This window comes from Streptomyces sp. NPDC018610, assembly GCF_044391765.1.
Lineage (GTDB): Bacteria > Actinomycetota > Actinomycetes > Streptomycetales > Streptomycetaceae > Streptomyces.
On the sequence record NZ_JBISAL010000010.1, the window covers coordinates 1 to 25,432 of the forward strand.

A 25,432-nucleotide genomic window follows, 5' to 3' on the forward strand; every position below is an offset into this window, starting at 1 on the left:
GACAGCGAACCCATCCCCACACAAAACCCCGGACCAGGCACCCAGCACCCAACCCCGCTGACACCCACCCAATGCCACCAACACGCCCACTCACAACGGCCTCGGGCACGCGACGACCCCGCCTCTGATGTACCGGAGGCGGGGTCTGTTTGGAGCGCCGGGCACGCCTTACACCTGTGTCTTCCCCCGGCAGGCGGTTTCGTCGCCGTCTGCCACCTGCTGCGCGACATCAGTCGGCCCGGTCGTCGCATCTCTCTGGAGATGTTCCGGCGTCCGCCGCGAGCTCAGCCGTGAAGAAACGCTTCACGCAGGGGTGAGCCATGGAGTGATGAGACCGTCGAACTCCTCATCGGAGATGTGGACGTTTCCCCAACCGAACCTCTCCCATGCCTGCGCGCGCTGTAGGACCGGCAGTGGTATGCCGAAGGCGAGACGGAAGCAGGTGATGAAAGAGATGGCGCCGAACCCCGAACCCAATTTCTCCTTGGCGAGCAGGGCGATTTCTACAGCACCCTTTCCGTCGACGTGAGCCGCCTTCAGCTCGTCGACGACAATGTCCAACTCGTTCATTTCGTGCTCGACTTTCCGGTGAGAGGTCTCACAGTGTTGGGGCGGCTAGCGGAAGGTTACGCCAACGTTCGTGTACTGCCCCGGCAACCCTCTGAGCTCCGTTATCTCCACTCTGGAGAACCCTGCCCGCAAGGCCATCTTCCCTGTGAACGTTCCTAGTGCCGCCTCCTCAAGCTGCGCGCCACCTCGAACGGCTGCGTTGAAGGAGTCCAAATTATCGCTGAGTGAACCACCATCCTGCCAGTATCCCTTGATGCCCTTCACCTGGTCACCAAAATAAGCAAGCGCGGCGTTTACCATCTCTCCGCCTCTGGGCGTGTCTTTGCCCGTCTCGATAGCGAAGCCGAAGAGCCCGTCCTGGTCCAGGTCGGCCACGATCCCGCTCCCGCTCGGATAGACGTCTGTGTAGACGGGGCAGTCGACGTTGTGGACCAGTACAGGAGTCCGGCCCGCGAGCACGTAGAAGGTGTGAAGGTCGGCGACACTCAGGTCCCACACCCGCTGCGAGGCGGGTGCCAGACGGATGTCGATAACCTTGTCCATAGCACCGGTCGGAGCCCGAAGCGAGTCCGTTGCGCGCAGGCTGGATGCCTGTATCCAGCCACGGCCCGGGACGTACATCGGCGTCCCACGCGTCGTCCCGTTTGGCCTTGGCGTTGTCGCGGGCCGTGGTCGCCGCGTCGCGTTTGTTCTCGGCAATCGCTTCGGCGGCCTCGGCCTTGCCCTTGGCGTCCTTCGCGACGCCGGCCTGGGTCTCGGCGTCCTTCTTGTGCTGTTCCGCCTCCGTCTGTTTGGCCGCGGCGGTCTCCTTCTCCGCCTTCGCGGTCTTCTCCTCGGCCTCGGCGGCGAGCCGCTTGGCGTGCGCGTCGGCGGCGGCCGCCTTCGCGTCGGCCTCGGCCTTCAAAGCGTCAGCGAGGTCCGCCTCCGCGGTCTCCTTGTCCTTCTTCGCGTTGTCCCGGTGGATCTTCGCCGCGTCCGCGGCGGCCTTGGCCTGCAACTCGGCTGTTGCGGCGGCCTTCTTGCGGAACTCCGCCTTCGACTGAGCGGCCTGAGCGATGGCTCGCTGCGCGATGGTCTGACTGTCGCCGGCCGAGGCGCGGGTGGCGGCCACAGCCGTATCCGCGGCCTTGCTCAGCGCTTCCAGCGCGGCCACTGCGCCCTGGGTGACTTGATCCTTCTGCTGGCCCACCAGGAGGCCCCGCCCACGCGGCGCGCCGTTGGCGTCGGCGATGGCGTAGGCGGCCTTCAGAGCGGCGTCCGAGTTGGCGGAAGCATCCCGTGCCCTGATGAGCTGCTTCGCCAGTTCGATGCGTTCCAGTGCCGCACGCGACTTGGCGCCGGCGATGCCGCTGCTGGCCTGGGTGAACTGATCCGGCGTCGGGTAGCCCGGCTTGTCAGTGCCATGGTGGCCCTGGGGGATGGCACGGAACTTCTGTGCATCGGAGTCGTTGCAGCCCCACAGCCAGGAGTCGTAGCCGTTGTCGAACTTGTGCAGGTCCAGGCACTTGTCCGTGGCGACGTTGCGCAGCTCGCTGGCGGCGCGGACATTGAACTTCCACTCCTGTGGCGGATTGTTCTTGCATGTCCATATCTGGATCTTCGTGCCGTTGGTGGCGTCGCCGTTGTTGACGTCGAGGCACTTCATCGATTTGACGTTCTGCAAGGAATAACCGTCGTCGCCTTGCTCGATGATCTCCCACTTCTGGGCGTCGGAGTCGTTGCAGGTATGGATCTGCACCGGTACGCCGTCGCCCGTACCGCCGCCCTCGACGTCGAGACACATACCCTCGGCTGCCTCGACCTGGATGACCAAGGGGGAGTTGTCGATCCAGCCGACGCCGCCGGGAGACCAGTAGTCCTGCCAACGGGTCAGGTGGTCGGCCGTCCATGACTGGCCGAGCATGTCGCCCAGCAGCGAGGCGCCGGTCTCCAGGGCTTTGACAGCGTTGCTGTTGGCATCCAGGATCTGGTTGCGTTGGGTCGCCTGGGAGGCGATCTCCTGCTGCCACTCCGCAGAGGCGTCAGCGACCTCCTTGCCCAGCACCTTGCGCGGGTCGAGCGGGGTGTGCCAGGCACAGCTCGCGAAGCGGGACTTCAGGTCCTCCACCGCGATGCGGTACTCGACGCTGCCCGGCTCCGACGCGTCCACCAAGGCCCCGCCCCTTACGAGAGGACCGGTCAGTTCGACGACGGCGCCTGCCTCGCCTCGCCGGCGGGCAGATTCTCGTGCCCGTGCAGACCTTCGAGTCCGCGACGTGCCTGGCCCGGGAGCAGCGCGCCGGCGTCGAGCTGCGGCTCCGGGCCGCTTTCCTGAGTCAGGTTCTGGTCCAACTTCTGTGGCGCGGTGACAGTGAGTGTCGTCGGCCGCATGTGATTGGGTGCGCGGAGAGTTCTGCAGCCATCGCATTTGGGGGATCGTTCATGTCGCAGTACCCGTCGCTGACCCGCGCCCTGGCGGAGGCCCTCGTGGACCTCGCCTGGTTCGTCGAGAGCGCGGACGATGAGCACATGGATCAGGACGATGCGGTGAAGGCGCTGGAGGGCGTCGCCGCGGTGGTGGATCGCCTGTCGGACTCCCAGCGTGCAGAGTTCCAGCAGGTGATCGAAGCAATGACCGATGCCGAGACCGATCCCGGCCGTCGTGAATTCCTGGAAGCTTTCCCGGACGGCTTCGGACTCGTGGAGTAGTTGCCAGCCGGTTCAGGCTCAGGAAGCGAGGAGAACTCGCTTCCTCAGGAGCTCAAAGCCGGCGCGTCCATACATCTGTCGCTTCAGCATCTTGATCCGGCTGACGTGGCCCTCGACGACGCCCGAACTCCAGGGCAGGGTCAGCCCGGCAGTGACCTCGGCAAGGTCTCGTTCCAGGCTGAGGCTGATCCTATGGAGTGGACACCCTGACAATGGATCTTGATGATCCAGAGAGGGATGTCATGGTGGGACGCAAGTCTCCGTATCCGGAGGAGTTCAGGAAGGACGCTGTCGCGCTCTACCGCGCCGCGGCCGGCAAGCGGACGTACGCGGCGGTGGCCGCGGATCTCGGCATCATCAGCGGAGTCGCTTCGGACGTGGGTGCGCAAGGACGAGGCCCAGGCCGTGCCCGGGGGCCGCGACGGCAGCGTGAGCGCGGCCGAGGAGCTGGCCCGGTTGCGAGCGGAGAACGCCCGGCTACTGAAGGCGGAGAAGGAGTGGCAGCTGGAGCGCGAGATCCTGCGCCGGGCAGCGGCCTATTTCGCCCGGGAGGTGAAGTGAGACCCCGCCGCTGGGACTTCATCTCCGACAACCGCGCCGACTTCGGCGTCAAGCGGATCTGCCGGGTGCTTGGAGCGTCCCGCGCTGGCTACTACCAGCACCTGGCCACTGAGCAGGCCCGCACCGAACGCCAGGCCGAGGAGAAGCGGACCGTGAGCGAGATCCGCGCCATCCACGCCGAACACCAGGGTGCCTGAGGCGCCCCGCGCGTCCATGCTGAACTGCGTGCGAGAGGACGCAGGATCAACCGCAAGCGCGTCACCCGGCTGATGCGGATCAACCACATCGTCGGCCGGCACCTACGCAAGAAGAAGCGGACGACGATCGCGGACAGGACCGCGCCACCCGCGCCCGACCTGGTGATGCGCGACTTCACCGCGGACACGCTGAACACCAGGTGGTGCGGCGACATCACGTACATAGCCGTCGGTACGACGTGGCTCTACCTCGCCACGGTGATCGACATCTGCTCGAGAAAGGTGGTGGGCTGGTCGATCGCCGACCACATGCGCACCTCCCTGGTCACCGACGCGATCGAAATGGCTGTGGCCACCCGCGGCGGCCGGGTCCACGGCGTCGTTTTCCACACCGACAGGGGCGCCCAATACAGCGCGGCCGCCTTCGCCGAGGTCTGCGGCCGGCACGGCATCCGCCGCAGCATGGGCCGGGTCGGCTCAAGCTATGACAATGCCCTCGCCGAGTCGTTCTTCCAGGACCTCAAGCGCGAATCGCTCCATGGCCGCCGCTGGACCTCGAAGGCACAGACTCGGCTGGAGTTGTTCCGCTGGCTGTCGTACTACAACCGGCGCCGTCGGCACTCCGCGCTCGGATACCTCACACCAGCCGAGTTCGAACAGCAACTGATCACGTCACGTACGCTGTCACTCGTCGCATGAAACCCGGTGCCCACTCCCGAGGATCAACCTCAGTCTTCGCGGTGCAGACGGCCTCGACCCCCAAGCGCGACCGCGAAAGCGGCACCTGGAAGATCGCCTCGGCGAGGGGCAAGGCCGACGGCACCACAGTGATGTCGGGAGACCTCGTCTACCTGGTGAACCAGCTCGGCAGCACGTCCTACCTCGACGTGAACGGAGTGCCGGACCCCTCATCCACCGGCGAGCGCTACCGCGTTCACACGGCCGCGACACCGAACCGCAACGGCAACAGCGGCGAGTGGTTCCTCTTCGCCGAGACCTCCTCCCCCGTCGACGGCGCCATCCGAGTCGGCGACGTGGTGCACATCCTGAGCAACTGGAACAACACCAGCGGCGGCTGGCTGGATACCAGCGGTGGCGGCGCCCCCGGCGGGAACGGCCTGCACACGGCCCTGGTCAGCCATTACTCCAACCGGGCCAACGGCTTCGGAGCCTGGCGCTTCGATCACGCGTAACCCGCCGCCGCACGCATAAGAGCCCCTCTCCTTGTGGGGCAGCCGAACACCTCATTCGGACGACTGCCGGACAAGCGGGAGTCTGGACGCTTCGTCACGGGAAGCCCACACCGCACGAGTCGTGGTTCAGCAGGGCACCACATTCCGTCGGTTCCCCAGGGACGGCGACGGGGTGGCCCGATCCCCGAGAACCCGTGGGAACGGGCTACCCCGTCGTTATGCACATCAGGCAGGGACTGCAGTCTCCGGCTCGACCTGCGCAATGTTGACCCGGGCCCCGTGGGCGTGGCACAGGCGGCCGGCGAAAGGGGCTACTCGGCGCGGACCTCATCGGCCTGCATGCCCTTCTGCCCCCGCACGGCCACGAAGGACACGGTCTGCCCTTCCTTCAGAGCCTTGAAACCGGCGCCCTCGATGGCCCTGAAGTGGACGAACAGGTCCTCGCCCCCGTCCTGAGGAGTGATGAACCCGAACCCCTTCTCGTCGTTGAACCACTTCACGGTCCCGATCTGGCGCGAGCTCACAAGGTCTCCTCGGTTGGTCATGGAATGCTGTTCGTCAACGGTGATCCCGGTCGGCACCCTTCCCGGTCCAGCAGGCCGCCACTCCGAAGAGGGCTGCCTGCGGAAACCGGCCTCGGAGATCAACGGGACAGCTTTCAGCGCTAACAGGCACCCGGTCGGATGAGCGTGGCGGGCGGCTAGATGATCGATTCCAAGGTGTTCAGTGGTCATAGGCGGTGAGTGCGCGTCTGGCCGTTTGGCCGGTGTGGTCGTTGTGCCAGATGGCGGCGGTGAGAGCGAGGATGCACTGCAGGACGCGGACGGCCACGCCGCCGGGGGTGCGGCCGCGATGTCGTTCGAGGCCGGAAGAAAAGGAACAAGCTCAGTAGGCAGTGATGACTACTCGGCCATTGCCGCCCGGGCCGGTGTGGTCACCTCCCTTGCCGTTGGCCGCCTGGGAACTGCCCGGGGCGTTAGCCTGCCCGGCCCAGCCTCCCTGGCCACCAGCGCCGTCGCCGCCGCCGCCGAATCCTCGGTAGCCTGCTCCGCCATTTCCGCCGTTTCCGCCAGCACCCCCTGGAGCGTTCGTCCACCCGCTCGTCCCGTCGCCTCCAGCGGCCCCCTGTTGCCCTGCGGCGCCACCGTTACCCGGCCGGCTCTCGAGCTGTGCAGAAGTCACCTCAGAGGTACTCATGGGGCCACGGGACAGTTCCGGAACGGCACCGCCACCAGGCAGCAGAACAGACTCCGGGCTGCCTGAGGGCCCAAACCACACCGCAGAGAACTGGTCAATTTTCGCTTGCGCCTTGGCAATCATGGACGCCAGGGTCACGACTGGCTCCTCGGACTCGGTGGTACACGTCGTCTGGCTGCCGCCCGACCCCTCCGCTCCCGGCAGGCCACCCGAACCGCCCGTGCCGTCCTCACGGATCTTGTCCAGCCCGGCTGCGCCGTTCTTGCCTGGCTGGCCTTCTTCCCCGGGCCACGCACTGACTTCGATCCCGCTGTGGAACTGCTGCCCCCGCACAGTGCTCACGTCGAGGGGGCCGCCGCTCTTGCCGACAATCACCAGGAGCCGTTCGTGCGACTCCAGGCCGTTGAGCTCGCACTTGATGTATGCGCCAGCACCGCCGCCGGCGCCACCGCCCCCGCCGCCGCCTCCTCCGGCCTCCCTTCGGCCCGTGCCGCCAGCTCCGCCGGCGCCACCCGTGCCGCCAGCTCCCCACACCTCGATCACCAGCTTCTTGGTGCCTTCGGGTACCTCGTAGGAGGCGTCGCCAGGTGTATCGAACGTCGTGGTTTTTGTTCCAATCCCATGCCAGCCATCCGCACGGGACAGAGCCGTGGCCGGAACCGTTGACCCGGCCAGGACCGTGGCGGCGCAAGCCGCCACCAGCGCGTTCGCACCCAGGCACTTGGGGACGGACTGCTTCATGCCCACAGCGGGCTCCTTTACGTCGAGGGATGACGTATCTGTCAATCCGACGCAACAGGAATAAGTAACGCGTCCTGCCTGATCACTATGGAAGATCACCACTGCGGGGGCATACACCATCAAGGAATTCGCACACAGTTACGCCACTGCTGCTGAGCAGACAGCCAGCCGCGAGTGCGGCGGCCCGCGGTGACGACGACGCCCATCACGACCATCGCATCCCGATCGTAGGACAGCAGCTCCAACCGCTCCGAAGTCAGGGTCGCCGCCCGGCTGCGCTGATTCCCGATCCCGACCCCCAGCATGTGTTCCCGCTCCTCCTGGCCCTCGCCGACGATCCGCTCGACGTGCTTCCTGGGGACCTGGAGGTGGGTCGCAACGGCTTTCGACCCCGGGAAACGGACACAACGGACAAGATTCGAAGGTAGCGTGACACTGTGTCACGCTCACGCTACGTCAGCGTGACACAGGTCCCGGGCGGTTGCGGTCGGGGTCAGTGGTCCTCGGGACAGGTGTCCTGTGACAGGGAACCTGGACCGTTTGTCACCGAACTTGGACGGGGTTGCGCCGCGTCTGGGTCCAGTGACGGGCGCCAGACGCGTCCTCCATCAAGTCTGTCGACCCATCTACGAGACGCCCGGATTGCGGTGCTGCCACTCGCTCCAGAGGAGGTCAGTGAAGACGTGGTGAAGGAAAAACAGTGGGTCGTTCGGACTGATGGAACCCTGCTCCCGGACGGGTCCTGCTGGAGGGCCATCGGCTGCCTGAGCGGGAGCGACGGTGCCCATGAGAGAGACGACGGCGAACGCCGCGACTGTGATCAGCTTCTTCATGATGTGACCAACGCTGCCCAGGACGTTCGGTAACTACGTCCGAGAGGTCGTTTTCATCTGTACTGCACTGGAATGAACCGATTACCGGAGCATGAGGTCGTGGTGATCGTGAGGTGTCAGGTGCGCTTCGGTGTCTGTGGGTCTGGCGGGGTGGCAGATGAGGCGAGATAAGACTTGTTCCTGTCTCATCCCAGAAAGCCCGGTCTTCGCGGTCGGCCAGCGTGCTTCCGTCGTCGTTGCTGTGCGCCTGGGCGCACTCGGTCCGGAGGGGTACGCCGGAAGCATGCCGACGCGACGCCCGTATCCGAGTGATCTGCCCGATGCCCGCTGGGAGTTGATCGAACCGGTGCTGTCAGCCTGGCGCTTCGAACGTCGCGGCAGCGCCCTGGACTTCGGCCGTCCGCCCGAGCACGACCTGCGCGCATCATGGACGCGATCCTGTACGTGGACCGCACCGGCGTGCAGCGGCGCTACCTCCCACACGACTTCCCCCACTGGAACACGGTCTACGGCTACTTCACCAAGTGGCAGCGGGAAGGCGTGTTCGCCCAGCTAAACGGCCTGCTCAGGCAACTGCTGCGGCAGAAAGAGGGCCGCGACAGCGAACCGACGGCCTGTGTGATCGATGCCCAGAGCATCAAGACCTCCACCAGCGTTCATGCCTCCAGTCAGGGCATCGACGCCGGAAAGAAGATCGTCGGCCGCAAGCGGAGCATCGTCACCGACACGATCGGACTCCTGCTGACCGTCGTGGTCACCGCGGCGAGCGTGCAGGACTCCGTCGCCGGCACCGGCCTGATCGACCAGGTGGCCGCCGCCCACCCCACCGTCCGCAAGGTCTGGGTGCACGGCGGCTACCGCCAGCACCTCGTCGAACATGCCGCCACCCTCGGCATCGACATGGAAATCGTCCAACGCACACCCGGAACCAGAGGCTTCACCCCACTGCCCAAACGCTGGACCGTGGAGCGGACCTACGGATGGCTGATGCTCCACCGTCGCCCGGCCCGCGACTACGAGACCCTGCCCACCCGCTCCGAAGCCATGATCCAGCCGGCCATGACCGACCTGATGGCCCGCCGCCTCACCGGCGAGAACACGATCTCCTGGCGCGTCCCGACACACCAGGATCAAACACCTATTCCGGGATAAAACATCGGGAGCAAACGACCTCTGAGGAATGCTTCGTGGATGTGGTCGCGGACCTCCCAGCGAATGTGCAGGCGGCGGAACCAATGCAGGTGCGCACATGCACGCTGCACAACCCACCGCTGACTGCCCAGGCCGAAGCCCACAGACGGGACGGCCTGGACCCACCGAAGCCCCGCCCACAAAGGCGGTGGGAGAGCATGCGGCCGGACCGATGGATTCACAGCCAATGCGTATGCCGGGGGCCGCCAACGGCGGCGACGCAGCGGAACTCGTCGCACCCTGAACGCCGATTGCGAAATCAGGAGCTACTTCCGGCCTTTCGGAGGTGCCGAGTCGGCCGGAAAGTGTCCCGCCACGGAGCCCCCGTCCGCAAACGCCACAGCACCCCATCGATCACCTGCCGTTGATCCCGCCAGGGCCGCCCCCGACCATCCAGGACCGGCAACAACGGAGCTATCCGCGCCCACGCCGCATCTGTCAACTCACCACGACCAGCCACAAGATCAAGCTTGAGACTCAGCGGTATCGGCGTGGTCCACGACTTCAGCGAAGTAGGGCCAGCCGTCTACTTCGAGGTTCTGCACCGATGGCCGGGTGTCCAGAGCAGGCGCCGCGGCGTCGAGCAGGCGTCGAACCGTTCCCGGCTCGTAGAGGTTGAGCCAGGCACGGTCCGGGAGGCGCATGACCGCGCCCGCCTCGAAGTACGAGTTCGAGACGATCCTGTCCGGGCCCGGGGCAAAGACCAAGGCCAATCGGCGTCGAACGCCTTGCGCTGGCACCTCTGGGAAGAGAGAAAGCGTCAGCCGACAGTCAGCGTAGTCCGGTCTCACCCGCTGCCGGACAGTCCAACACCAGAAGGCCTCGTCGACCACAAGGCGGCGGACGCGTCGATCATTCCCCATCGAGCCAGCGTAGATCGTTGGCCTGGACGAAAGGCATCTTTTCTTCACACGACGCGGTCACCCCCGTCGTGATTACTCGTCAGAAACGGCCTAGTAGGGCTTCGTTAGGTTCTGGGTCTGGTTCTGCGTGTGGCCAGGGGGTGTCCGCATGTGGTGCAGGTGCCGGTCCAGCACCTCAGCAGGTCCTGAAGAGCATCGAGGACCTGGTAGAGAGTCAGGCCGGCATTCAGTCTTTTGGGTCGAGGCGCCGGAGGGTGAGGAAGGCCTGGGCGGCGGTGACGAGGGTGACGTGGTGATGCCAGCCGCGCCAGGTGCGGCCCTCGAAGTGGTCCAGGCCCAGGCCGTGCTTGAGTTCGCGGTAGTCGTGCTCGATCCGCCAGCGCATCTTCGCCCACCGCACCAGGTCAGCGACCGGTGTGGTGGCGGGCAGGTTGGATATCCAGTAGTCCGTCGGAGTGTCCTGGCCGTCCGGCCATTCGACGAGGAGCGTCTGGACGGGCAGGACGCCGTCCCACCGGTTGCGGCCGCCGCCGGCCTCCTGGGCTGCGGTCAGGGACTGCTTGCCCGCGGGCCGCACTGTCAGCACCGCGAATCGTGAGGTCATCGCGCCTTTGCTGCCTTGCCTCCAGGTCACCTCGGTGAATCGCTCCCAACCCGCCTGCGCGGCGAGGACGCACACGGCTCGCGGTGGGGTGCGGCAGCGGGGAAGGGTGGGTGGTCCGAGCCCGCCGTAAGCAGGCTGGTGCGGCTCGGCATCCTCCCGGTGGGCGACTTCCTTGCCGTTCAGGGCCAGGACGTAGGACAGGCCTCGCTCCTGGAGGCCGAGCCGGAACGGGGTGCTGACTCCGTAGCCGGCGTCGGCGACCACGACCGGCGCCTTCAGCTGCCACTCGGCGAGCGTGTCCAGGAGGCCGACGCGAGACGCCACTTCTCCCGGTGCACCACGTCGTCGGGCACTTTTGCCCTGCGGCACCGGTCCGGCTCGTCCGCCCACTCACGCGGCAGATACAACTGCCACTCCAACGGGCACGAGGCGGTGTCGGTGGCGGCATGGACACTGACCGCGACCTGGCAGTTCGCCCGTTTCCCCAAGACTCCGCAGTACTGGCGGGCCACCCCGACCGAAGCCGTCCCGCACTTGGGGAACGACACGTCCTCGATCACCCACACCTCGGGCCTGACAACTTCGGACAGCCGCTCGGCGATCCGCCGCCTGACCGGCAACGGATCCCACGGCGACTGGTTCACGAACTGCTGCAGAGCCTGCATGTTCCCGTCCGGCAGCCGCTCGGCCATCGGCTGGATCGACTTGCGCCGGCCGTCCAGCATCAGGCCCCGCAGATAACACGCGCCCCACCGCCGCTGATCCCGCCGCGGCAGCGAGGCGAACACATCGGCAACGAACTCCGATAACGCACCCCGGAGCCGTTCCACCTCCCCCAGCCTCATACCAGAGAAGATGCCCACCACCAGGCGAGATCACTCGACGTAACGAAGCCCTACTAGGTGCGGCCGGTCCCTGGGGACCGGTGCTGCTGGTGTGCGGTGAACTGCTCTTGGCCGTTGCCCTCAGACAGATGATCTTGACCGTTTGCCAGGTGAGTTTGACCGCTGCTGGGTTCCTGTCACCCGATCTCGGCCAGCGGCCGGCGCTCGGTGAGGGGCGGTGAGATCAGTGGTTGCGGAACTGTGCCCAGGGGTCAGGGAGGGCAGCGCTCGGGTCCTCACCCTCGGTGGACAGCCCCACGTAGGCACGTAGGGCGGGGCGGGTACCGGGGAGGCCGTACCGGGTGAACCGCTCGTGGAGGTCAGAGCCGAACGGCACGGGCTGGAAGTCCGCGGCGGTCAGCAGCTGGGCCAGGACCCTCAGCAACTCCCGGCGCCCAGGGGAAAGCTCCGCCAACACCGGTGCGGTGTTGGCGGGGTCGAACAGGGATTCCAGCAGGTTCTCGGCGCAGACCGCCAGCGGGCCGGGCACGACCCCGGTTTCCTCGATACGAGGCAGGGCGCGGACGATCTCCAGGAGGACCCCGTCAGGGTCCTCGGCGGCGCCCATCAGGTGCAGCAGGCTGCGGACGGTGTAGCTGTGCAGGTCGCCCGCGTGGTGGGCAGTGGCGGTCTCGGAGGCCGGCCCGGCGCCGAAGGCCGCCAGCTCGGCGGCGATGCGCTCCGCCGGCGGCAGGCCGGGCGCGGTGGCCGGGTGTGCGACCAGCAAGCGGGTCAGGGCGGTGGCGGCGGCCCAGCGCGGCAAGGGGTGCTCGTGGTCGAGGTGGTTCCGGAGTCGGCTGTCCGGGTCGTGGTCGGCGATCAGCCCGACCGAGACGAGGACCGTGGCGACGCAGACTGGGGCCCGCTCGCCGTCGAGGCAGGCCAACAAGGGGAGCAGAGTGGCGTCGGCCTCCTCGGGGAACCAGCCGAGGAGGTACGCGGTCTTGGTGCGGATCTCCGGGTCCTGGTCATCGAGCAGTTCGAGCAGGACGGGAAGCTGGGCGCGGACCGCGTCATAGGAGCGCAGTGCGCCCTCGCGGGCGTCTACGGGGTGCCCCGCCGCACAGTACGCCCGTCCCTCACACAGGTTTTTCAGCCGCTCCCCGTCGGTCTCGGCGGCGATCTGCTCGTCGTACCAGCGCAGATTCTCTTCGGGGCTGATGGCTGCGGCGCGCCACGCGACGGTGTCGATGCCGAGCGGGAGGTCGTACTCGTCGTGCCAATCAACGGCCAGACGGGTCAGCAGCAGCAGCGCGTCGGCCCGGGCACCGACCGGGCCCGCGACGGCGATTCGGGTGAGGAACGGCACGGCGTACGGAGAGGCCGAGTACCGGGTGCCCTGGTGGAAGATGTTGCCGAACAGGCTGCGCAAGGCGCTCTCCCGGGCCTTCTCGTCCAGCCCGCACACCGCCCGGAGCTGGCCGGGCACGTCTTCGGCGCTGCCGTAGGCATGCCCCAGGGCTGCCCAGTCGATGTCGTCCAGTCCTGCCAGGAGATCGTCGGATCGTTTCATGATCCATATGCTCGCAGGGACCGCTGACACCGATCCCGCAGACGAGCTCTCTCTTTGCGCCCAGCGGTCAAACTCACTTGTCAATCGGTCGAGATCGCCTGTCGAAGGACAGCCGTGGTCGCGGGGCGTTCGTGACGGATCGGTGGGCGCGGTCGCGGCTCGGCGCTGGCGAGCCAGCTCGATGGTCGCCTCGTACTTGCTGCGGAGTTCGCCGATGCGCTGTCTGACCTCGGCGGGATCCACCCTCATCTGCGCCTCGGCCATGTCGTCGAAAGCCGCGAGGTCCTGGTCGGGCAGGCCGGTCGGCCGGACCAGGCGCAGGGCCACGCTCATCTCCATCGGCGGAGGCGTCAGGGTGATCGGCGCCGGGCGGGGGGCTGAAGGCATCGGGTCCCGGAGCCGAAGGACGAGGCCGGGGGTGGCAAGGGCGTCGAGGGTGGTGTCGCTGTAGTCGTGGCGTGCCACGAGGAGGTGGTCGGCGGTGTGGGCCATCGCGAGCAGCGGCTTGCGCACGTCGGCGTCGCGCAGGACGTCGGCGTGCACGGCCAGGACGCCGTTGATGCTGCCGGCCGACTGCAGGGCCGCCTCTTCGGCGGAGATGACCGCGCTGTGCGCCTCCGGTTGCACCTCGCGGACGAAGGCGCGGACGTCGGAATGGAGGCCGCGGGCTTCTACGATCGTCAGCGGTGTGTTCGTCTCGGCCGCCAGTCGCGCGCCGGCGGCGAGGAGGGTCCTGCTTGAACGGAAGGTGCCGGAGGCGGTGCGGACAGTCGGCAGGTGTCCGTCGTGCACCAGCCGGTCCCTTTCGAGACCCACACGGCAAAAGCGGTCCCGCGCCTGGCCTCGCAGAGTATGCGGGGCACGTCGTGTGTGGGGCTCCCCGGCGTTTCAAAACGACCGTGGTCCGATCAGCGCGGCCTCGACCACTTCACCGGTCATGTCGATCAATGCGGCTTCTCGCTGGACTCGACATCCGCGAGCTACCAAGAGGCCCTTCTCCCATGCATCCGCACCTACAGACTCACCCGGACCAGAACCCTGTTCGAACCCCACTGACCACCCGAGCGGATAGAGAACAGCCAGTTACGGCACCTCAACGAGGGCGCAGACATGCGAAGTCGAGGAGCTGCGCTCGAAGGGGCCCAGCGGTCGACCGAGCCGGTTCAGGCCGCAGTGGTGCCCGGAGCCAGCCGCGCTGCGGGAGCCGGGCCCGGCGGCGCACGGGTGGGGCGAGGACCAGCGCTGGATGCCGGCCCGGGCAGAGCGATTTCGGATAGGACGTCGCTCCGATCAATGACGTCTGCGGTCTCCGTGGGTGTGATAGGAGCGGACGAAGGTGTGTCCTGGCGGCAGGGGAGTCACTGGCATGCCCTTGCTGCGCTGCTCCTCTTGCAGTTCTTCCTCTGCCGCGGGACGGGCGTCTCCGTCGATCCGGCGGAGGTGTCCGCCGACGAGCCGTTGTGCCTGCCACCCAGTGGGGTGGTGTGTGGCGGGCCGCTCGAAGACGCGGTTGACCTTGGGGATGTAGCACAAAAGGTCGACGCGCCGCTCACCGGGGCGGGCCGGGTAGTGCAGGTCTCCGCTCGGGTGCACGCTGCCGGTGTCGCGGCTGAGTTCGCCTCGCTTGATCATCTTGTCCACTGTCGCGGAAAGGCTGGCAAGATGCGGGAAGAGCCACTGCGCCATGCCCAGTTCCTCGGCCACTTCCACGATGTCGCGGACGAGGTCGTTCCGCTGCAGGCGAGCGCAGCCGCGTTCGTCGAGAAACCCGAGTTGGCGCACGGTGCGCAGGACAAGGCGTCTTAGCGCCGTGGGCTGGTGCTCGCTCCGGCTTGGTTCGGCCAGTCCGGCTTGGCGGGTGTAGGTCTTCGGGTCGTACTCATGCCTGACTGTGATGCCGTCGATCTCGACTGGCTTGGCGAGCTGAAGCGAACCGATGCTGATGGAGTTGTCGGCCCGGCTCCAGCTGCAGTACAGCCGAAGACCGGGGAAGAACTTCACGGGCCACTCGACGCCGTCCAGACTAGCGGTGGCGTCGCCGGGTTTGAGTACGAAGCGGGGCCTGTGGCGCTCGTACTCTCGCGGCAGCTCCTGCCCGGCGTGACTGATAGTGACCGCTATCCGTGTGAGGTGCTGGGTCATGTCGGCCATGGCTGCGGTGAGGACAGGCGGAAGCGGCAAACGCTCGGTCTCCACGTGCACTTGTTCCAGCACTGTCTGCCACGCGTAGCGGTCCCTCGTCAACGGGGCGGGCTGCATCACGGCGGGAGGTGCCACCGGTTGAGCGGGTATCACTGGTCGAGACACCGTCGCCGCGCTGGAGTCCTTGCCATTCTGCGCCCGGAAGTGCCGGACGATGCCCTCCAGGCAGGCCGGACTTCCATGGCCGCTGTGACCGGGCTGGCATATCGATTGAAGCCAGTGCTCCTCAACGGACCGCCGCACTGGGAGCTCCAGGCCAGGCTCGCGTCCGAAGACCTGCGTGGCGGCCTTGCCCATGAAGTGCTTCTGCACGGCACGGAATTCCTCCTCGCCGGTCAGGACAATATTGCGCCGATGCAGGCAGGCCAGCGCGGCTCTGGCCAACCACGTGCCAGCCGTCAGCAAGGCGGCCTGCTCATGCGCCTCCACAAGCGCTTCCAGGGATGCGCCCTGCTGCGCTAGCTGCCGAATATTCTTGTCCATCTTGCTCACAGCCTGACCGCCTAGCCAGGCATGCTTCTTGAGGACCGCATCGTGGAAGAAGTACGGATCGGGCACCTTTGCGGCCGCGTCTCGGACCAGAGCATTGATGAACGCCGATGGGCGCAGCCGGATCAACTGGTCGGCCTTCGGAGAAGACGCCTGCCAGAACCGCCAACCGTTCTGCGTGGCCCAGGCCCACGGGTCCGCCTCATCGGGCGTGAGGGCGACGGGCTTGCGGCCTTCAGCCGCCATGAGCTCAGCCAGCGCACCGTGGAAGGGATGAGGGCGCACAGCCCGTACCACATACACCACCGTGGCTTCCCGGTCCTGAGACGGAGCGGCGGCGCGCAGTGCCTTCTTCCGTTGTGCGAACACATGGTTCATCAGGCTTTTCAACTCTGCCGAGACGTGAGCACGGTCTGACCGCAGCTGCGCCGGCTGAACACTTTGCGAACCGGGCCTTAGTTGAGCCATCGAGACCCGCCCGGACAGGCACCGCTCCAGATAGACCAACGCGGCAGCCTGAAACTCGGTGGGATCGAGGAATGCCGATTCAATACCGGCGTTCCCTTCGGGCGGGACCCGTTTGTCAAACTTTCGCCGTACCTCGGCCAGCACATCCGCGTACTGCTGGACCACGGAGCCCCCCTCCATGCCTGTTTTCCCCTCCGTTTGTACCACCTTCCGCAGTCCTCCCGTAGACACCGGCTGAGCTGCTCGCACAGGGCCTCGTGCTCGGTGGCATCGATAGTCAGGCCCCAGCGGGTCTTGTCCGCCACCCAGTCGGTGACGTACTGGCAGCGGTAGCCTGCGATCGGAGGCAGCCACGTGGCGGGGTCCTGGTCGGCCTTCGACCGGTTGGAGGCCGCCGACACCGCGATCAGCGCCCGCGCGTCGCCGAGGTCGTTGGCGTAGGCCTCCCGCTCCTTCGCACTCCAGGCGTAGGCGCCGGAGTCCCAGGCCTCGGCGAGCGGGATTAAGACCGTGTCCTACGTGGTGAGGCGTCGTTGAACTCGGCATGGGGCGGGGTACGTGGAGTTGGATTGTTCCGGACGGGCTGTGGGAGATCGCGAAGCCGCTGATCCCGCCGTCGAAGGTGCGGCCGCAGGGCGGCGGAACGCACGACACGCCTGATGAGACGCTCTTCGCCGCCATCATCTACGTCCTGGTATCCGGGTGTGCCTGGCGAGCGTTGCCGCCGTGCTTTGGCATCTCGAAGTCAACCGCCCACCGCCGGTTCTTGATCTGGTCCAGAGCCGGTGTCTGGGGCCGTCTCCACGAAGCCGTGCTGCACCGGCTCGACGACGCCGGCCTGGTCGACGTCACCCGGATCGTCCTCGACACCGCCCACGTGCGCGCTAAAAAAGGGGCGAACACACAGGTCCGAGCCCCGTGGACCGGGGCAAGCCGGGCTCCAAGATGCACGTCCTGTCGGACGCGAACGGCCTGCCCCTCCTCGTCGGCGTCTCCGCCGGCAACACCCACGACAGCGAAGGACTGAAGCCGATGGTGGAGGGTCACCAAACGAGACACGACCCTCACCGCGGCCGGTACTTCAAGCCCCAGCGCCTACACGCGGACAAAGCCTATGACCGCGCTGATCTGCGTAGATGGCTGCGCGGTAAGCGCATCGGAGTGCGCATCGCCCGCAAGGGCATCGAGTCCAGCGAGCGATTAGGGCGACGCCGCTGGGTCATCGAGCGCACCATGTCGTGGCTGTCCGGCTATCGGCGGCTCAGCCCCCGCTACGAACGCGATCCCCGCAACTACCTGGCCCTTCTCGGCCTCGCCGCCACCCTGTGCTGCTACAAGCGACTGATCCGCCTCACCACGTAGGACACGGTCTAAGTACCAGGTCAGGAAGTGTCCTCCCCGCCGACGCGAGGGGGGGTGCTTCGTCAGCCACCGCAGAGGGCTCGCCGCACCGCGAGTCCTCCCCGCCGACGCGGGAGTGTTCCGACGCCACCGTGCCCGCCTTCCCCTACCCGACCGTCCTCCCCAGCGCGGGGGTGTTCCGCCGAAGCTGTGGCGGGCGCGGAAACCGTCCGGCCCTTCTTGTTTCGCCACCAGACCACACCACACAAAACGGTCATAGAAGGCACTCGATGACATCTACAGGTCGAGGTTGAGCTGCTCGACGTCGGTGAACTCCAGCATCAGGCCTTGAGCGCGGCAGCCGCCGTCGCGGAAGTAGGTCTCCCCGAGGCCTTCGGCAGTGATCGCGCGCAGTTCGTTCTCGGTGGCTCCGGCGGCCTGGGCGTTGAAGAGACGGGCGGCGTAGGCGGGTGGCAGGGCGAGGGTGAGGTGGCGGACCGCGGGCGTCATCGGTGCTGCCGGGGGCTGCGGTGAACCCGAACCGTGCCCTGACGTCGATGACGACGCCCGTGCTGGTGGCTGCCTGGTGGCGGGCCTGTGCGCGCACGCGCGGCTGCCAGCGGGTGCGCACGGCGTGGGCCAGGCGTTCGGCGAGGTCCGGGCGGGGCCAGCGGATCTGGTCTTTGACGTAGCGCTCCACGGTCCGCTGGGAGATGTCCAGCAACTCGGCTGCGGCGCGGGTGCCCTTGAGCTGCTTGACCAGGTAACGCATCTGCGACCCGGCGGACTTCGGGATCGGGCGGGTGAACGCCCTCTGTGTGGCGCGGTCCAGGCCGTCGGAGACCAGACCCATTGGGGACCTTCTTTCAGGATCAGCTGTACGGATCTCTCGCGACCGATCATCAGGTCGGGCGGGGGACTTACCCCCCGGGCCGGGTGATCGGCGATCAGAGGGGCGTTTGTAGGTTCTCGCTTTCGGTGTCATGTGCCGACGCTGTGACCTGGACGTTCCCCTTCAGAACTCACGACGTGTCGGCCGCCGGCTGTCTCAGATCGGTGTCATTTCCTCAGACTGTCCAGCAGGCTGCACCGCTGCCCAGGGGCATCACGAACCTGCATCAGCAGCCATCCGTTCCATCCACTCACGCACCTTCACTGCTCGCTCGATGCGGCTGACGATGTCCTTCTTGGACACCGTGTCCAAGGTCTCCGGGATCTTGTCGAAGGTGTCGGGAAGGACGTCGAGCAGACCCCAGATCTGTTCGCCGGTGTTGACGGTCAGCAGTTGCTGGCACCTCCACTGCAGCGGCGTCTCGGGGCGGTGCGTGAGCCGCTGCACGAGTGTCGGGAACAGGTAGTGCGTCGCATCTGCGGCGAGGTGTTCTCGGAGCCAGTCGACCGGGAGCCGCTGGCTGAAGCTGTGCATGGCGGCTTCCTGGGCCAGGTCCAGAAGCTGAGCGGTGTCGACGGCTCGGACGGTGCGGGGAAGGGTCGAGGTCATGTCGCGATGATCCCAAGAAGCCTCCGTGGGGCCGAGAGGTCATCTGGGCCGGGCTGCGATCTGGCGACGGGCAGACCCCCAGACTTCCTCGAACTCCTCGGAGGTGAGTTGTTCGGGGTCGTGGCCTTCCCATTCCGAGACGGGCAGCTCGGCTGTGATTCCGAACCTGCTGTCGTACTCATCGAGGCGGCCTGCATCGTAGGCCCGCTGCCACTCGGCGAGGGAGGCAGCTGCGATCACGGTCAGCTCAGGCCCTTCGAGTTCGACCTGCCGGATCACCCAACCTTCGGCGTCGACCTCAAAGTAGAACCAGACATCTTCCTCGTCCCAGTAGCAGCGCATCCATGTCTTCACGAGCCCATGATGGCGGCGGTCTGCGCGCCAGCCGCTGCGGTGTCCAATTCCTGTGGATAGTCACTTGGAGTATTGGGATGCTCCTGCTGTGAACACCACGACGAGCAATCCACAGACCGACGCCAGGTGGGACGGCCCCCATTACCGTGTCCTCGCCGAAGGGTTCGAGGCACTGTTCCTCCCGGGCGAGGTGCTCGACGAGGTCTGCAATGTGGATGTTGAGGTTCACCTCCCCGATGGCTCTCGCTGGAGTGCGACGATTTTCACCCTCGCCGAGGTGGACCGGCTGATGAGGAGGTGGGAGGAGACCGGAGAAGCGGCAGGGGGCCGGTGCTTCTGGTGCTCGGACGGGCTGATCGTTCGAGACCCTGGCCTCCAAGGCATGGTGGGTGTGATCGCCAAGCTGCTTGCGTCGGGAGAGTTCGACGGAGCCTTTCATCGCCTTTCCGACCCGGAGTGATCGGATTTCATGACGCTGCACCATCTTGAGACGTGCGAATAGCTCCGAGCACCCTCCTCCCCAAGGGGGTCAACGTCATGGGCCGACCGCGTTCGGCTCTGATCAGCAGCGGTCCACCGAGCTCTCGCTCGACCCGGTTGATCTGCGCGACGAGGGTGAACGTGTTGAGACCGAGGCCGCTCGCCGCCGCGCCGAGGCTGGGAAAGGCGGATGCAGCTGCGAACCGCCTCAAGCGTTCACTGGCACCCTGACCGCTTAGAGGACGTTTTCACCGCGCTCGACGAGCCGACCGTGGTCGTTCCCGGCACCGATGCCGCCGCACTGATCATCCCCGGTCTCGTCTTCCAGCCTCGGCTCCGTGCTGGACCAGCGCAGACTCCTCGCGGCCCGGATCGAGGAACTGCTGGAGGCCCACCCTCTTTCCGCGGTCCTGACTTCCATGCCCGGCATCGGAGTCAGGACCGCCGCCCGGATCCTCATTGACGTCGGCGACGGCAGTGCCTTCGCCACGGCCGGACACATGGCCGCCTACGCCGGCCTCGCGCCAGTCACCCGCGCCTCCGGCTCCTCCATTCGCGGCGAACACCCTGCCCAGCGAGGTAACAAACAGCTCAAACGTGCCTTTTACCTCGCCGCGTTCGCCTCGCTCTCGCAACCGGAGTCACGGGCCTACTACGACAGGAAACGCCGCGAGGGGAAGCATCATGTGGCAGCTCTGACCGCCCTCGCCCGACGACGCATCGACGTACTTTTCGCCATGCTCCGAGACGGCACCTTCTTCGAGGTCCAGACCCCCACCGCGGCTTGACGAAGACCATAGGGGCACTTTTTTAGCCCGCACGTGAGCAGAGTCGAGGACCACGCGCGAGACGTCGATGAGGCCGACGTCATCGAGTCGGTGCAGCACCGCTTCGTGCGGCCGTCCCCACCCCCCGGCCCGCGACCAGATCAGGAACCGGCGGTGGGCAGTCGACTTCGATATCCCGAAACACGGCGGTAGGGCTCGCCAGGCACAACCGCTGACCAACGCGTAGACGATCGCCGCGAACAGCGTCTCATCAGGTGTGTCCTGCGTTCCCCCGCCCTGCGGCCGCACCTTCGGCGGTGGGATCAGCGGATCGGCGATCTCCCACAAGCCGTCCGGAACAATCCGATTCCACGTACCCCGCCCCACGACCAGTCCAACGAGCGATCACCACATAGGACACCGTCTTATCCGCGGCACGTAGAATGCTCTTCGGAACATCTATCTGAAAGCCTCGCACCCGATGGTTGTGCGGAGCGGAGGGCGAGCCCGCCGGCAGGTTGGAGAAACAGCTGCCGCAGTCCTGCGAGTTGCTTATGAACGGCGTCTTCGCCCGGCCCTGAGGGTACGCGCGCGTCGGGGCCGGACCTCGATACAATGTATTCTCTGTCGAGCCTCACAGAAGAGAGCATTGTGAACAAGGCCCGGATATTTCTCGCGGTGGCGACATGTACCCTCATGGCCGCCTCGTGCAGTGGCAGCGACTCCGCTGTCGACACCTCCCGTCTGACGGACCAGGAGAAGCAGTGGGTCGATTTCTCCTATGCGCACGAGAAGAATGACCAGATCAAACGGAACTGGGAAGAACTGTCCGCGGAGGGCGTCAAGTCCTACCTTCACCGGCAGCGTCCCCGTCTGTGCGGCGACACGGCGGAGCTGCTGCGGAGCCTGAAGGAGGCGGGCTACACGGCCGAGGAGATGCAGGAGTACAAGGAGAAGACCGAGGAACTGATCTGCTCACACCTGTAGAGCGGATCAAGCAGACCCGTGGGCGGGGCGTTCGAGGGCAGGGCGCACGCTCGCGCGTGAAGGTCCCTGCCGGTGAGAGCAGGGACCTTCACGTGCGGATGGGGCCGATGGCCGTCAGGTAACCGCGCCTCCCAGGATTCTCAGCGAGTACTTGTCATAGGCGCGGTGGAGGATCATCGTCACCGGCCCCGAGGTGAATGCCCCGCTGACCACGTACTCCTTTTTGCTTCCTGATTCGGCGACTTTCTTCGCGTACAGGGAGTCGGTTTCCTTCTTCGCCTGTTCGAGCCATGAGGACGCCTTGCCGTGGTCGACTCCCGACACGTCCAGGCCGGTGCAGGCCGCGAGGAAGCCGAATCCGCGGGACCGGTCGGTGCGGGTTCTGCACAGCAGGGACGACAGGTCCCGGTGGTCGGCGTACCCGGCCGAGACTGTCACGCCGTTTTCGCCGCGGCCATTTATATATGTCCGCATTTTCCCGTCGGGCATCTCCTGCTCGACGGGCTTGTCCAGCTTCAGCTTCCATTTCTTCGACAGCCCGGTCAGGAAACCCTTCCCGGTGTACCCGGCGGCCATCGTGTCCGCCGCGCCGAAGCTGGGCCGCTTGTCGGCGGTCACCGCGTGTTGCGGCAGATCGGCGGCACGCGGCGCGGCCCTTTCAGACGGGGCGGCGTGGGGCATGGCGGTCTTCGGACGGCCGGACGCCGACGCTTTGGGGCTGTCGTGGCTGCAGGAGGCGGCTCCCGCCGTGCCGATGACGACCGTCATCAGCACGGCGGGAACACGGAGGGCGGCGCGCATCACACTCCGCCGTCGTTGAGAGCGCACGCGCCGGGGTCGGCGTAGTTGAACGGAACGAAGGCGATCGCGTCGAACACCACGTTGTTGTCTCCGGTGCCGGCGTCGTGGAGGTTGTCCGCCTCGATCCGGCCGCCCTTCCAGAAGGAGAAGGTGCCCATCTCGAACCAGGTCTCCTTGCCCGCGCTGCGGGTCGCCTGGTTGACCCGGCAGTAGTCGGCCTTGGCGCCGATCGTGTTGTCGCCCGGGATGAAGTTGTAGCGGACGACCGCTTCCGCGCCGTGGCTGGGCAGGTGGAGGAAGACCTTGTAGCGCTGTCCGGGCTGGTCTCCGGAGGGAAGCTTGGCCGGGTTGACCTGCCAGCGTCCGGTGATCTTGTGGTAGTAGTCGGTGTCCGGGTAGTTGTGCGTGAAGTAGACGTGGTGGTCGTAGCCCGCGCCGAGCTGGTGCAGGTCGATCGGTGCCAGGTAGGGCGTCGCGCGGAAGGTGCCGTCGTCCCTCAGGGTCGCGATGTTGTCACCGGCCTGGAGGGTGAACTTGCCGTCGTCGGCCCCCTCGAAGTCCCCGCACCCGTAGGTGTCCTCGTGCTCGCCGAGGTCGTCGACGATGATCGCGTCGGTGTAGACGCTCGGGTGGTCGATGCACGGGCCGTGGTCGTACTTGCTCTTCAGTTCGGGCTCTGCCGAGCCGAGCGAGTAGTTGAGCTTCTCGGTACTGGAGTTGTCGGTGTTCTGCGTGCCGATCCAGTCCACACTGCCGTCCCAGTAGCAGCTCTCGTCCCAGCTCGGGCACGGGTCGGCCGCGTTCGGGTCGCACGCGTTGAGGGACGGGTCGCAGAACAGGGTCCGCGAGGGGACCTTGATACCGCCGGAGGGCATGCTCGGGCTGGTGTAGGACTGCTCCCCGTTCCAGGTCATCTGCGGTACTTCCGCCCAGCCGAAGATCTTTTCCGGGTAGTTCCAGTCACCGGGGTGGGAGGCATCGTTGTAGCTGTAGCGCAGGAACGGCTGCCTGTCGGCGGGGTAGCGCGGGTTGATCGGGTTGTTGAAGAAGCCCAGGCCGACGGCGCCGGAGGTGTAGACGCCGGAGTTGTAGCCCCACAGCGCCGTGTACCAGTTCTCGATGTAGGCCGAGCTGCCGCTGTTGACGTTCATTCCCAGCGCCTTGAGCTGGTTCCACTTCTCACCCAGAAGGCGCAGGCCGGCGGCGATGTTCGCCGCGTAGTCCGTGGTGACGGCGCCGGCGTGCAGCGTGTCGAGCTGCTCGGGCTGCTTGTCCGACATGCCCGTCGTCACCTGGGAGATGCCGTATCCGCAGTCGGCCTTCTCCCGGTCGGGGTAGCCGTGGAGGCCGTTGCCGTTGCCGAACCAGTCGGACTTGGTGACGTTGCCGGAGTCACCGTTCATGGAGTGCCATGAGGCCTGCTTGAAGTTGGACTCCTGGGCGAGGATGCCCAGCATGACCTGGGCGGGGATGTCGCCACCGTCGGCCAGTTGCGGCTTGGGGAACAGGCCTTGCGGGGTGTAGGCGGCCAGCCCGGTGTCGTGCCAGTTCGACGGGCGGGTGATCATCAGCGAGCCGTGGACGGCCTGGTCGACGGCCCATTCGACCATGTTCGCGCTGGGCTGCAGCGCTTGGCGCTTGGGGTCGTTCCGCTTGACGATGCAGGGAGTCTCCATCGTCCCGACCTTGCCCCAGACGGCCGCGCCGGATCCGGTCAGGCACTGGGATTCCGGCATGCCCTCACCACAGGTGGAGGGGTCGTTGTCGTCGTCCGCGGCGGTGGCGTACGCGGCCGGGTCCAGCGACAGGGAAGAGTCCGGCACGGGCCGCTTGCGGTCGGCGTCCACGAGCGTCGTGGCCTGCGCGCCGGTCCTGAGCGCGGTCGCCTTGACGGTCAGGGACCCGGCGCCCTTCTTCGAGGGCGAGCCGATCGCGGCGGTGATGCCCTTCATCTGCTCGGAGAACACCGAGTTGGTGACCAGATGGCCGTGGCGGGAGATCCCGGCCACCCGCCCGTCCAGCGCGTGCTTGGTCAGACCCGGCGCCTTGCCGGTGTCGATTCCCTGCACGTCACCGACGACCGCGTCACCGCCGGCCACGGGCAGGAGCTTGACCTTGCCCTTCGGGGCGCGGCCCAGTTCGGTGAAGGAGCGGCCGTCGAAGCGGGAAATGACACTCTTGTCGCCCTCGACCGTGCCGACGTCCACCGCGCCGTTCTTCGAGGCGGTCAGCGCGAACATCGGCCCGGGCACCGCGGCGAGCTTGCGGGCGGAGAGCTCCTTGCCGTTGCCCTTCAGGTCGACGAGGTTGCCGTCGAGCACACCCACGGTGCTCTTCTGCGTGGGCGTGACGTGGGTGAGGTAGCCGTCGACCGTGCGGCGGGAGGACACCTTTCCGGTGGCCGCGTCGACCGATATCACCGTCGTCGCGCCGGCCGACCGGTCGGTGGCCGAGCTGGAGGTGAACGCCACCTCGTCACCGGTTCCGCAGCCGGGTGTGAAGTACGCCAGCTGCACCCGGTCGGGTATCTCGGTGACCTTGCCGTCGGAGAGCCGGATCACTGCGGCGAACGCGCCGCTCTCGTAGGCGCCGGGCTCGTTGGACCAGGCGGACGGGGCGTAGACCGCCGCCGCATAGTTCCCCGTCCCCGTGGCGCAGACATACCCCGTCCACGGGCCGACCTCGGACAGTTCCTTGCGGTTCAGACGGGCGATCTCGTAGAAGGCGAACCCGTCGCTCTCTCGGGCGGTGAGGATGTGCAGTCCCTCGGCGTCGCCGGTGGCCTGCACGATCTCGTCCGACGACGAGGCGTAATCTGCGCCCAGGTCCTTGCCAGGTGCGGAGAACAGGCGGGGCGGTGTGGCGTCGGCGGCAGCGGGGGCGGTCTGCGCGGTCCTGTCGGGGGAGGCCGACGGGAGCAGGGCGAGGGATGCCGCGACCACGCTCAGGGTTATCAGCGGGTTCGCGAAGAGGTGTCTGCGGAGGCGTCTTGTGCGCATCGTCTTCC

General features: G+C 66.7%; 19 protein-coding genes and 10 pseudogenes. 8 read left to right on the forward strand and 21 right to left on the reverse strand.

Translation table 11 applies throughout. The annotated features are described in order from the left end of the window. Window positions 1-303: 303 nt before the first annotated feature. The 3 genes and pseudogenes from ACH5A8_RS24520 to ACH5A8_RS24530 all read right to left on the reverse strand — a co-directional run. Complete coding sequence (locus ACH5A8_RS24520; protein WP_399005338.1) at window positions 304-570, reverse strand: hypothetical protein; 267 nt, start codon at window positions 568-570, stop codon at window positions 304-306. A gap of 45 nt (window positions 571-615) precedes the next feature. Continuing rightward, window positions 616-1,191, reverse strand: coding sequence for a polymorphic toxin-type HINT domain-containing protein (locus ACH5A8_RS24525; RefSeq protein ID WP_399005921.1), 576 nt, complete (start codon window positions 1,189-1,191; stop codon window positions 616-618). Further along, window positions 1,190-2,740: pseudogene (locus ACH5A8_RS24530) on the reverse strand (RICIN domain-containing protein); the annotation flags it as partial. The pseudogene ACH5A8_RS24530 and the gene ACH5A8_RS24525, both read right to left, overlap by 2 nt. Window positions 2,741-2,802: 62 nt before the next feature. On the opposite strand from ACH5A8_RS24530, the gene ACH5A8_RS24535 reads away from it, so the two are divergent. The 3 genes and pseudogenes from ACH5A8_RS24535 to ACH5A8_RS24545 all read left to right on the forward strand — a co-directional run bounded on the left by ACH5A8_RS24535 (window position 2,803) and on the right by ACH5A8_RS24545 (window position 5,209). Continuing rightward, a complete protein-coding gene (locus tag ACH5A8_RS24535) occupies window positions 2,803-3,258 on the forward strand; it encodes a hypothetical protein (protein ID WP_399005954.1) in 456 nt (151 codons plus the stop codon). 245 nt (window positions 3,259-3,503) lie between these two features. Then, window positions 3,504-4,715: pseudogene (locus tag ACH5A8_RS24540) on the forward strand (IS3 family transposase). A 41-nt stretch (window positions 4,716-4,756) separates the two neighbouring features. Further along, window positions 4,757-5,209, forward strand: a complete 453-nt coding sequence (locus tag ACH5A8_RS24545) for a hypothetical protein (RefSeq protein ID WP_399005340.1) — start codon at window positions 4,757-4,759, stop codon at window positions 5,207-5,209. Between the two features lie 311 nt (window positions 5,210-5,520). Here ACH5A8_RS24545 and ACH5A8_RS24550 read toward each other — a convergent pair whose 3' ends face one another. The 5 genes and pseudogenes from ACH5A8_RS24550 to ACH5A8_RS24570 form a co-directional block, all read right to left on the reverse strand. Continuing rightward, window positions 5,521-5,733, reverse strand: a complete 213-nt coding sequence (locus ACH5A8_RS24550) for a cold-shock protein (protein WP_399005342.1) — start codon at window positions 5,731-5,733, stop codon at window positions 5,521-5,523. Between the two features lie 199 nt (window positions 5,734-5,932). After that, window positions 5,933-6,073, reverse strand: a pseudogene (locus ACH5A8_RS24555) (IS982 family transposase); the annotation flags it as partial. Window positions 6,074-6,094: 21 nt separating this feature from the next. Next, window positions 6,095-7,147, reverse strand: coding sequence for a hypothetical protein (locus ACH5A8_RS24560; protein WP_399005343.1), 1,053 nt, complete (start codon window positions 7,145-7,147; stop codon window positions 6,095-6,097). A 119-nt stretch (window positions 7,148-7,266) separates the two neighbouring features. Beyond that, complete coding sequence (locus ACH5A8_RS24565; RefSeq protein ID WP_399005345.1) at window positions 7,267-7,452, reverse strand: hypothetical protein; 186 nt, start codon at window positions 7,450-7,452, stop codon at window positions 7,267-7,269. Between the two features lie 321 nt (window positions 7,453-7,773). Next, window positions 7,774-7,980, reverse strand: a complete 207-nt coding sequence (locus tag ACH5A8_RS24570; protein ID WP_399005347.1) for a tyrosinase family protein — start codon at window positions 7,978-7,980, stop codon at window positions 7,774-7,776. Between the two features lie 283 nt (window positions 7,981-8,263). Here ACH5A8_RS24570 and ACH5A8_RS24575 point away from each other — a divergent pair. Continuing rightward, window positions 8,264-9,132 (forward strand): annotated as a pseudogene (locus ACH5A8_RS24575) (IS5 family transposase). 346 nt (window positions 9,133-9,478) lie between these two features. Here the strand turns inward: ACH5A8_RS24575 and ACH5A8_RS24580 are convergent. From ACH5A8_RS24580 to ACH5A8_RS24605, 6 genes and pseudogenes are all read right to left on the reverse strand, one after another. Continuing rightward, a pseudogene (locus tag ACH5A8_RS24580) lies at window positions 9,479-9,631 on the reverse strand (transposase); the annotation flags it as partial. Between the two features lie 4 nt (window positions 9,632-9,635). Continuing rightward, the gene (locus tag ACH5A8_RS24585) at window positions 9,636-10,034 is read right to left on the reverse strand and encodes a hypothetical protein (protein WP_399005349.1); all 399 of its coding nucleotides are present in this window, start codon (window positions 10,032-10,034) and stop codon (window positions 9,636-9,638) included. A 226-nt stretch (window positions 10,035-10,260) separates the two neighbouring features. Then, window positions 10,261-11,483 (reverse strand): annotated as a pseudogene (locus ACH5A8_RS24590) (IS701 family transposase). 223 nt (window positions 11,484-11,706) lie between these two features. Next, window positions 11,707-13,827: a hypothetical protein gene (locus tag ACH5A8_RS24595; RefSeq protein ID WP_399005351.1), complete on the reverse strand. Its 2,121-nt coding sequence runs from the start codon at window positions 13,825-13,827 to the stop codon at window positions 11,707-11,709. 498 nt (window positions 13,828-14,325) lie between these two features. Beyond that, window positions 14,326-16,359 carry a hypothetical protein gene (locus ACH5A8_RS24600; RefSeq protein ID WP_399005353.1) on the reverse strand — a complete coding sequence of 678 codons (2,034 nt, stop codon included), beginning with the start codon at window positions 16,357-16,359 and terminating at the stop codon, window positions 14,326-14,328. A 62-nt stretch (window positions 16,360-16,421) separates the two neighbouring features. Further along, window positions 16,422-16,700: pseudogene (locus ACH5A8_RS24605) on the reverse strand (HNH endonuclease family protein); the annotation flags it as partial. Window positions 16,701-16,738: 38 nt separating this feature from the next. Here ACH5A8_RS24605 and ACH5A8_RS24610 point away from each other — a divergent pair. Then, window positions 16,739-17,556, forward strand: a protein-coding gene (locus ACH5A8_RS24610) for an IS5 family transposase (protein WP_399005355.1) whose coding sequence is annotated in 2 segments (ribosomal slippage) — window positions 16,739-17,087 and window positions 17,087-17,556 — 819 coding nt in all. Because the reading frame shifts where the segments join, the coding sequence is not laid out codon by codon here. A 276-nt stretch (window positions 17,557-17,832) separates the two neighbouring features. Here ACH5A8_RS24610 and tpg read toward each other — a convergent pair. From tpg to ACH5A8_RS24625, 3 genes and pseudogenes are all read right to left on the reverse strand, one after another. Beyond that, a pseudogene (gene tpg / locus ACH5A8_RS24615) lies at window positions 17,833-18,388 on the reverse strand (telomere-protecting terminal protein Tpg). Between the two features lie 252 nt (window positions 18,389-18,640). Then, the gene (locus tag ACH5A8_RS24620) at window positions 18,641-19,036 is read right to left on the reverse strand and encodes a hypothetical protein (RefSeq protein ID WP_399005357.1); all 396 of its coding nucleotides are present in this window, start codon (window positions 19,034-19,036) and stop codon (window positions 18,641-18,643) included. 39 nt (window positions 19,037-19,075) lie between these two features. Then, window positions 19,076-19,378, reverse strand: coding sequence for a hypothetical protein (locus ACH5A8_RS24625; protein ID WP_399005923.1), 303 nt, complete (start codon window positions 19,376-19,378; stop codon window positions 19,076-19,078). 100 nt (window positions 19,379-19,478) lie between these two features. Between ACH5A8_RS24625 and ACH5A8_RS24630 the strand changes: the two genes are divergently transcribed. Further along, a complete protein-coding gene (locus ACH5A8_RS24630) occupies window positions 19,479-19,850 on the forward strand; it encodes a hypothetical protein (protein ID WP_399005358.1) in 372 nt (123 codons plus the stop codon). A 7-nt stretch (window positions 19,851-19,857) separates the two neighbouring features. Here the strand turns inward: ACH5A8_RS24630 and ACH5A8_RS24635 are convergent, their stop codons facing one another. Continuing rightward, window positions 19,858-20,082: a LysR family transcriptional regulator gene (locus tag ACH5A8_RS24635; protein WP_399005360.1), complete on the reverse strand. Its 225-nt coding sequence runs from the start codon at window positions 20,080-20,082 to the stop codon at window positions 19,858-19,860. 29 nt (window positions 20,083-20,111) lie between these two features. On the opposite strand from ACH5A8_RS24635, the pseudogene ACH5A8_RS24640 reads away from it, so the two are divergent. Further along, window positions 20,112-20,658, forward strand: a pseudogene (locus ACH5A8_RS24640) (transposase); the annotation flags it as partial. A 171-nt stretch (window positions 20,659-20,829) separates the two neighbouring features. Here ACH5A8_RS24640 and ACH5A8_RS24645 read toward each other — a convergent pair. Next, window positions 20,830-21,024 (reverse strand): annotated as a pseudogene (locus ACH5A8_RS24645) (transposase); the annotation flags it as partial. A 291-nt stretch (window positions 21,025-21,315) separates the two neighbouring features. Between ACH5A8_RS24645 and ACH5A8_RS24650 the strand changes: the two are divergent. Further along, entirely contained in the window at window positions 21,316-21,624 is a 309-nt protein-coding gene (locus ACH5A8_RS24650; RefSeq protein WP_399005362.1) for a hypothetical protein, read from the forward strand. A gap of 114 nt (window positions 21,625-21,738) precedes the next feature. Here ACH5A8_RS24650 and ACH5A8_RS24655 read toward each other — a convergent pair whose 3' ends face one another. Together ACH5A8_RS24655 and ACH5A8_RS24660 are read right to left on the reverse strand one after the other, a co-directional pair. Further along, window positions 21,739-22,425 carry a hypothetical protein gene (locus ACH5A8_RS24655; RefSeq protein WP_399005364.1) on the reverse strand — a complete coding sequence of 229 codons (687 nt, stop codon included), beginning with the start codon at window positions 22,423-22,425 and terminating at the stop codon, window positions 21,739-21,741. After that, complete coding sequence (locus tag ACH5A8_RS24660; protein WP_399005366.1) at window positions 22,425-25,424, reverse strand: hypothetical protein; 3,000 nt, start codon at window positions 25,422-25,424, stop codon at window positions 22,425-22,427. The genes ACH5A8_RS24655 and ACH5A8_RS24660 overlap by 1 nt, the downstream gene beginning before the upstream one ends. Window positions 25,425-25,432: the final 8 nt, after the last annotated feature.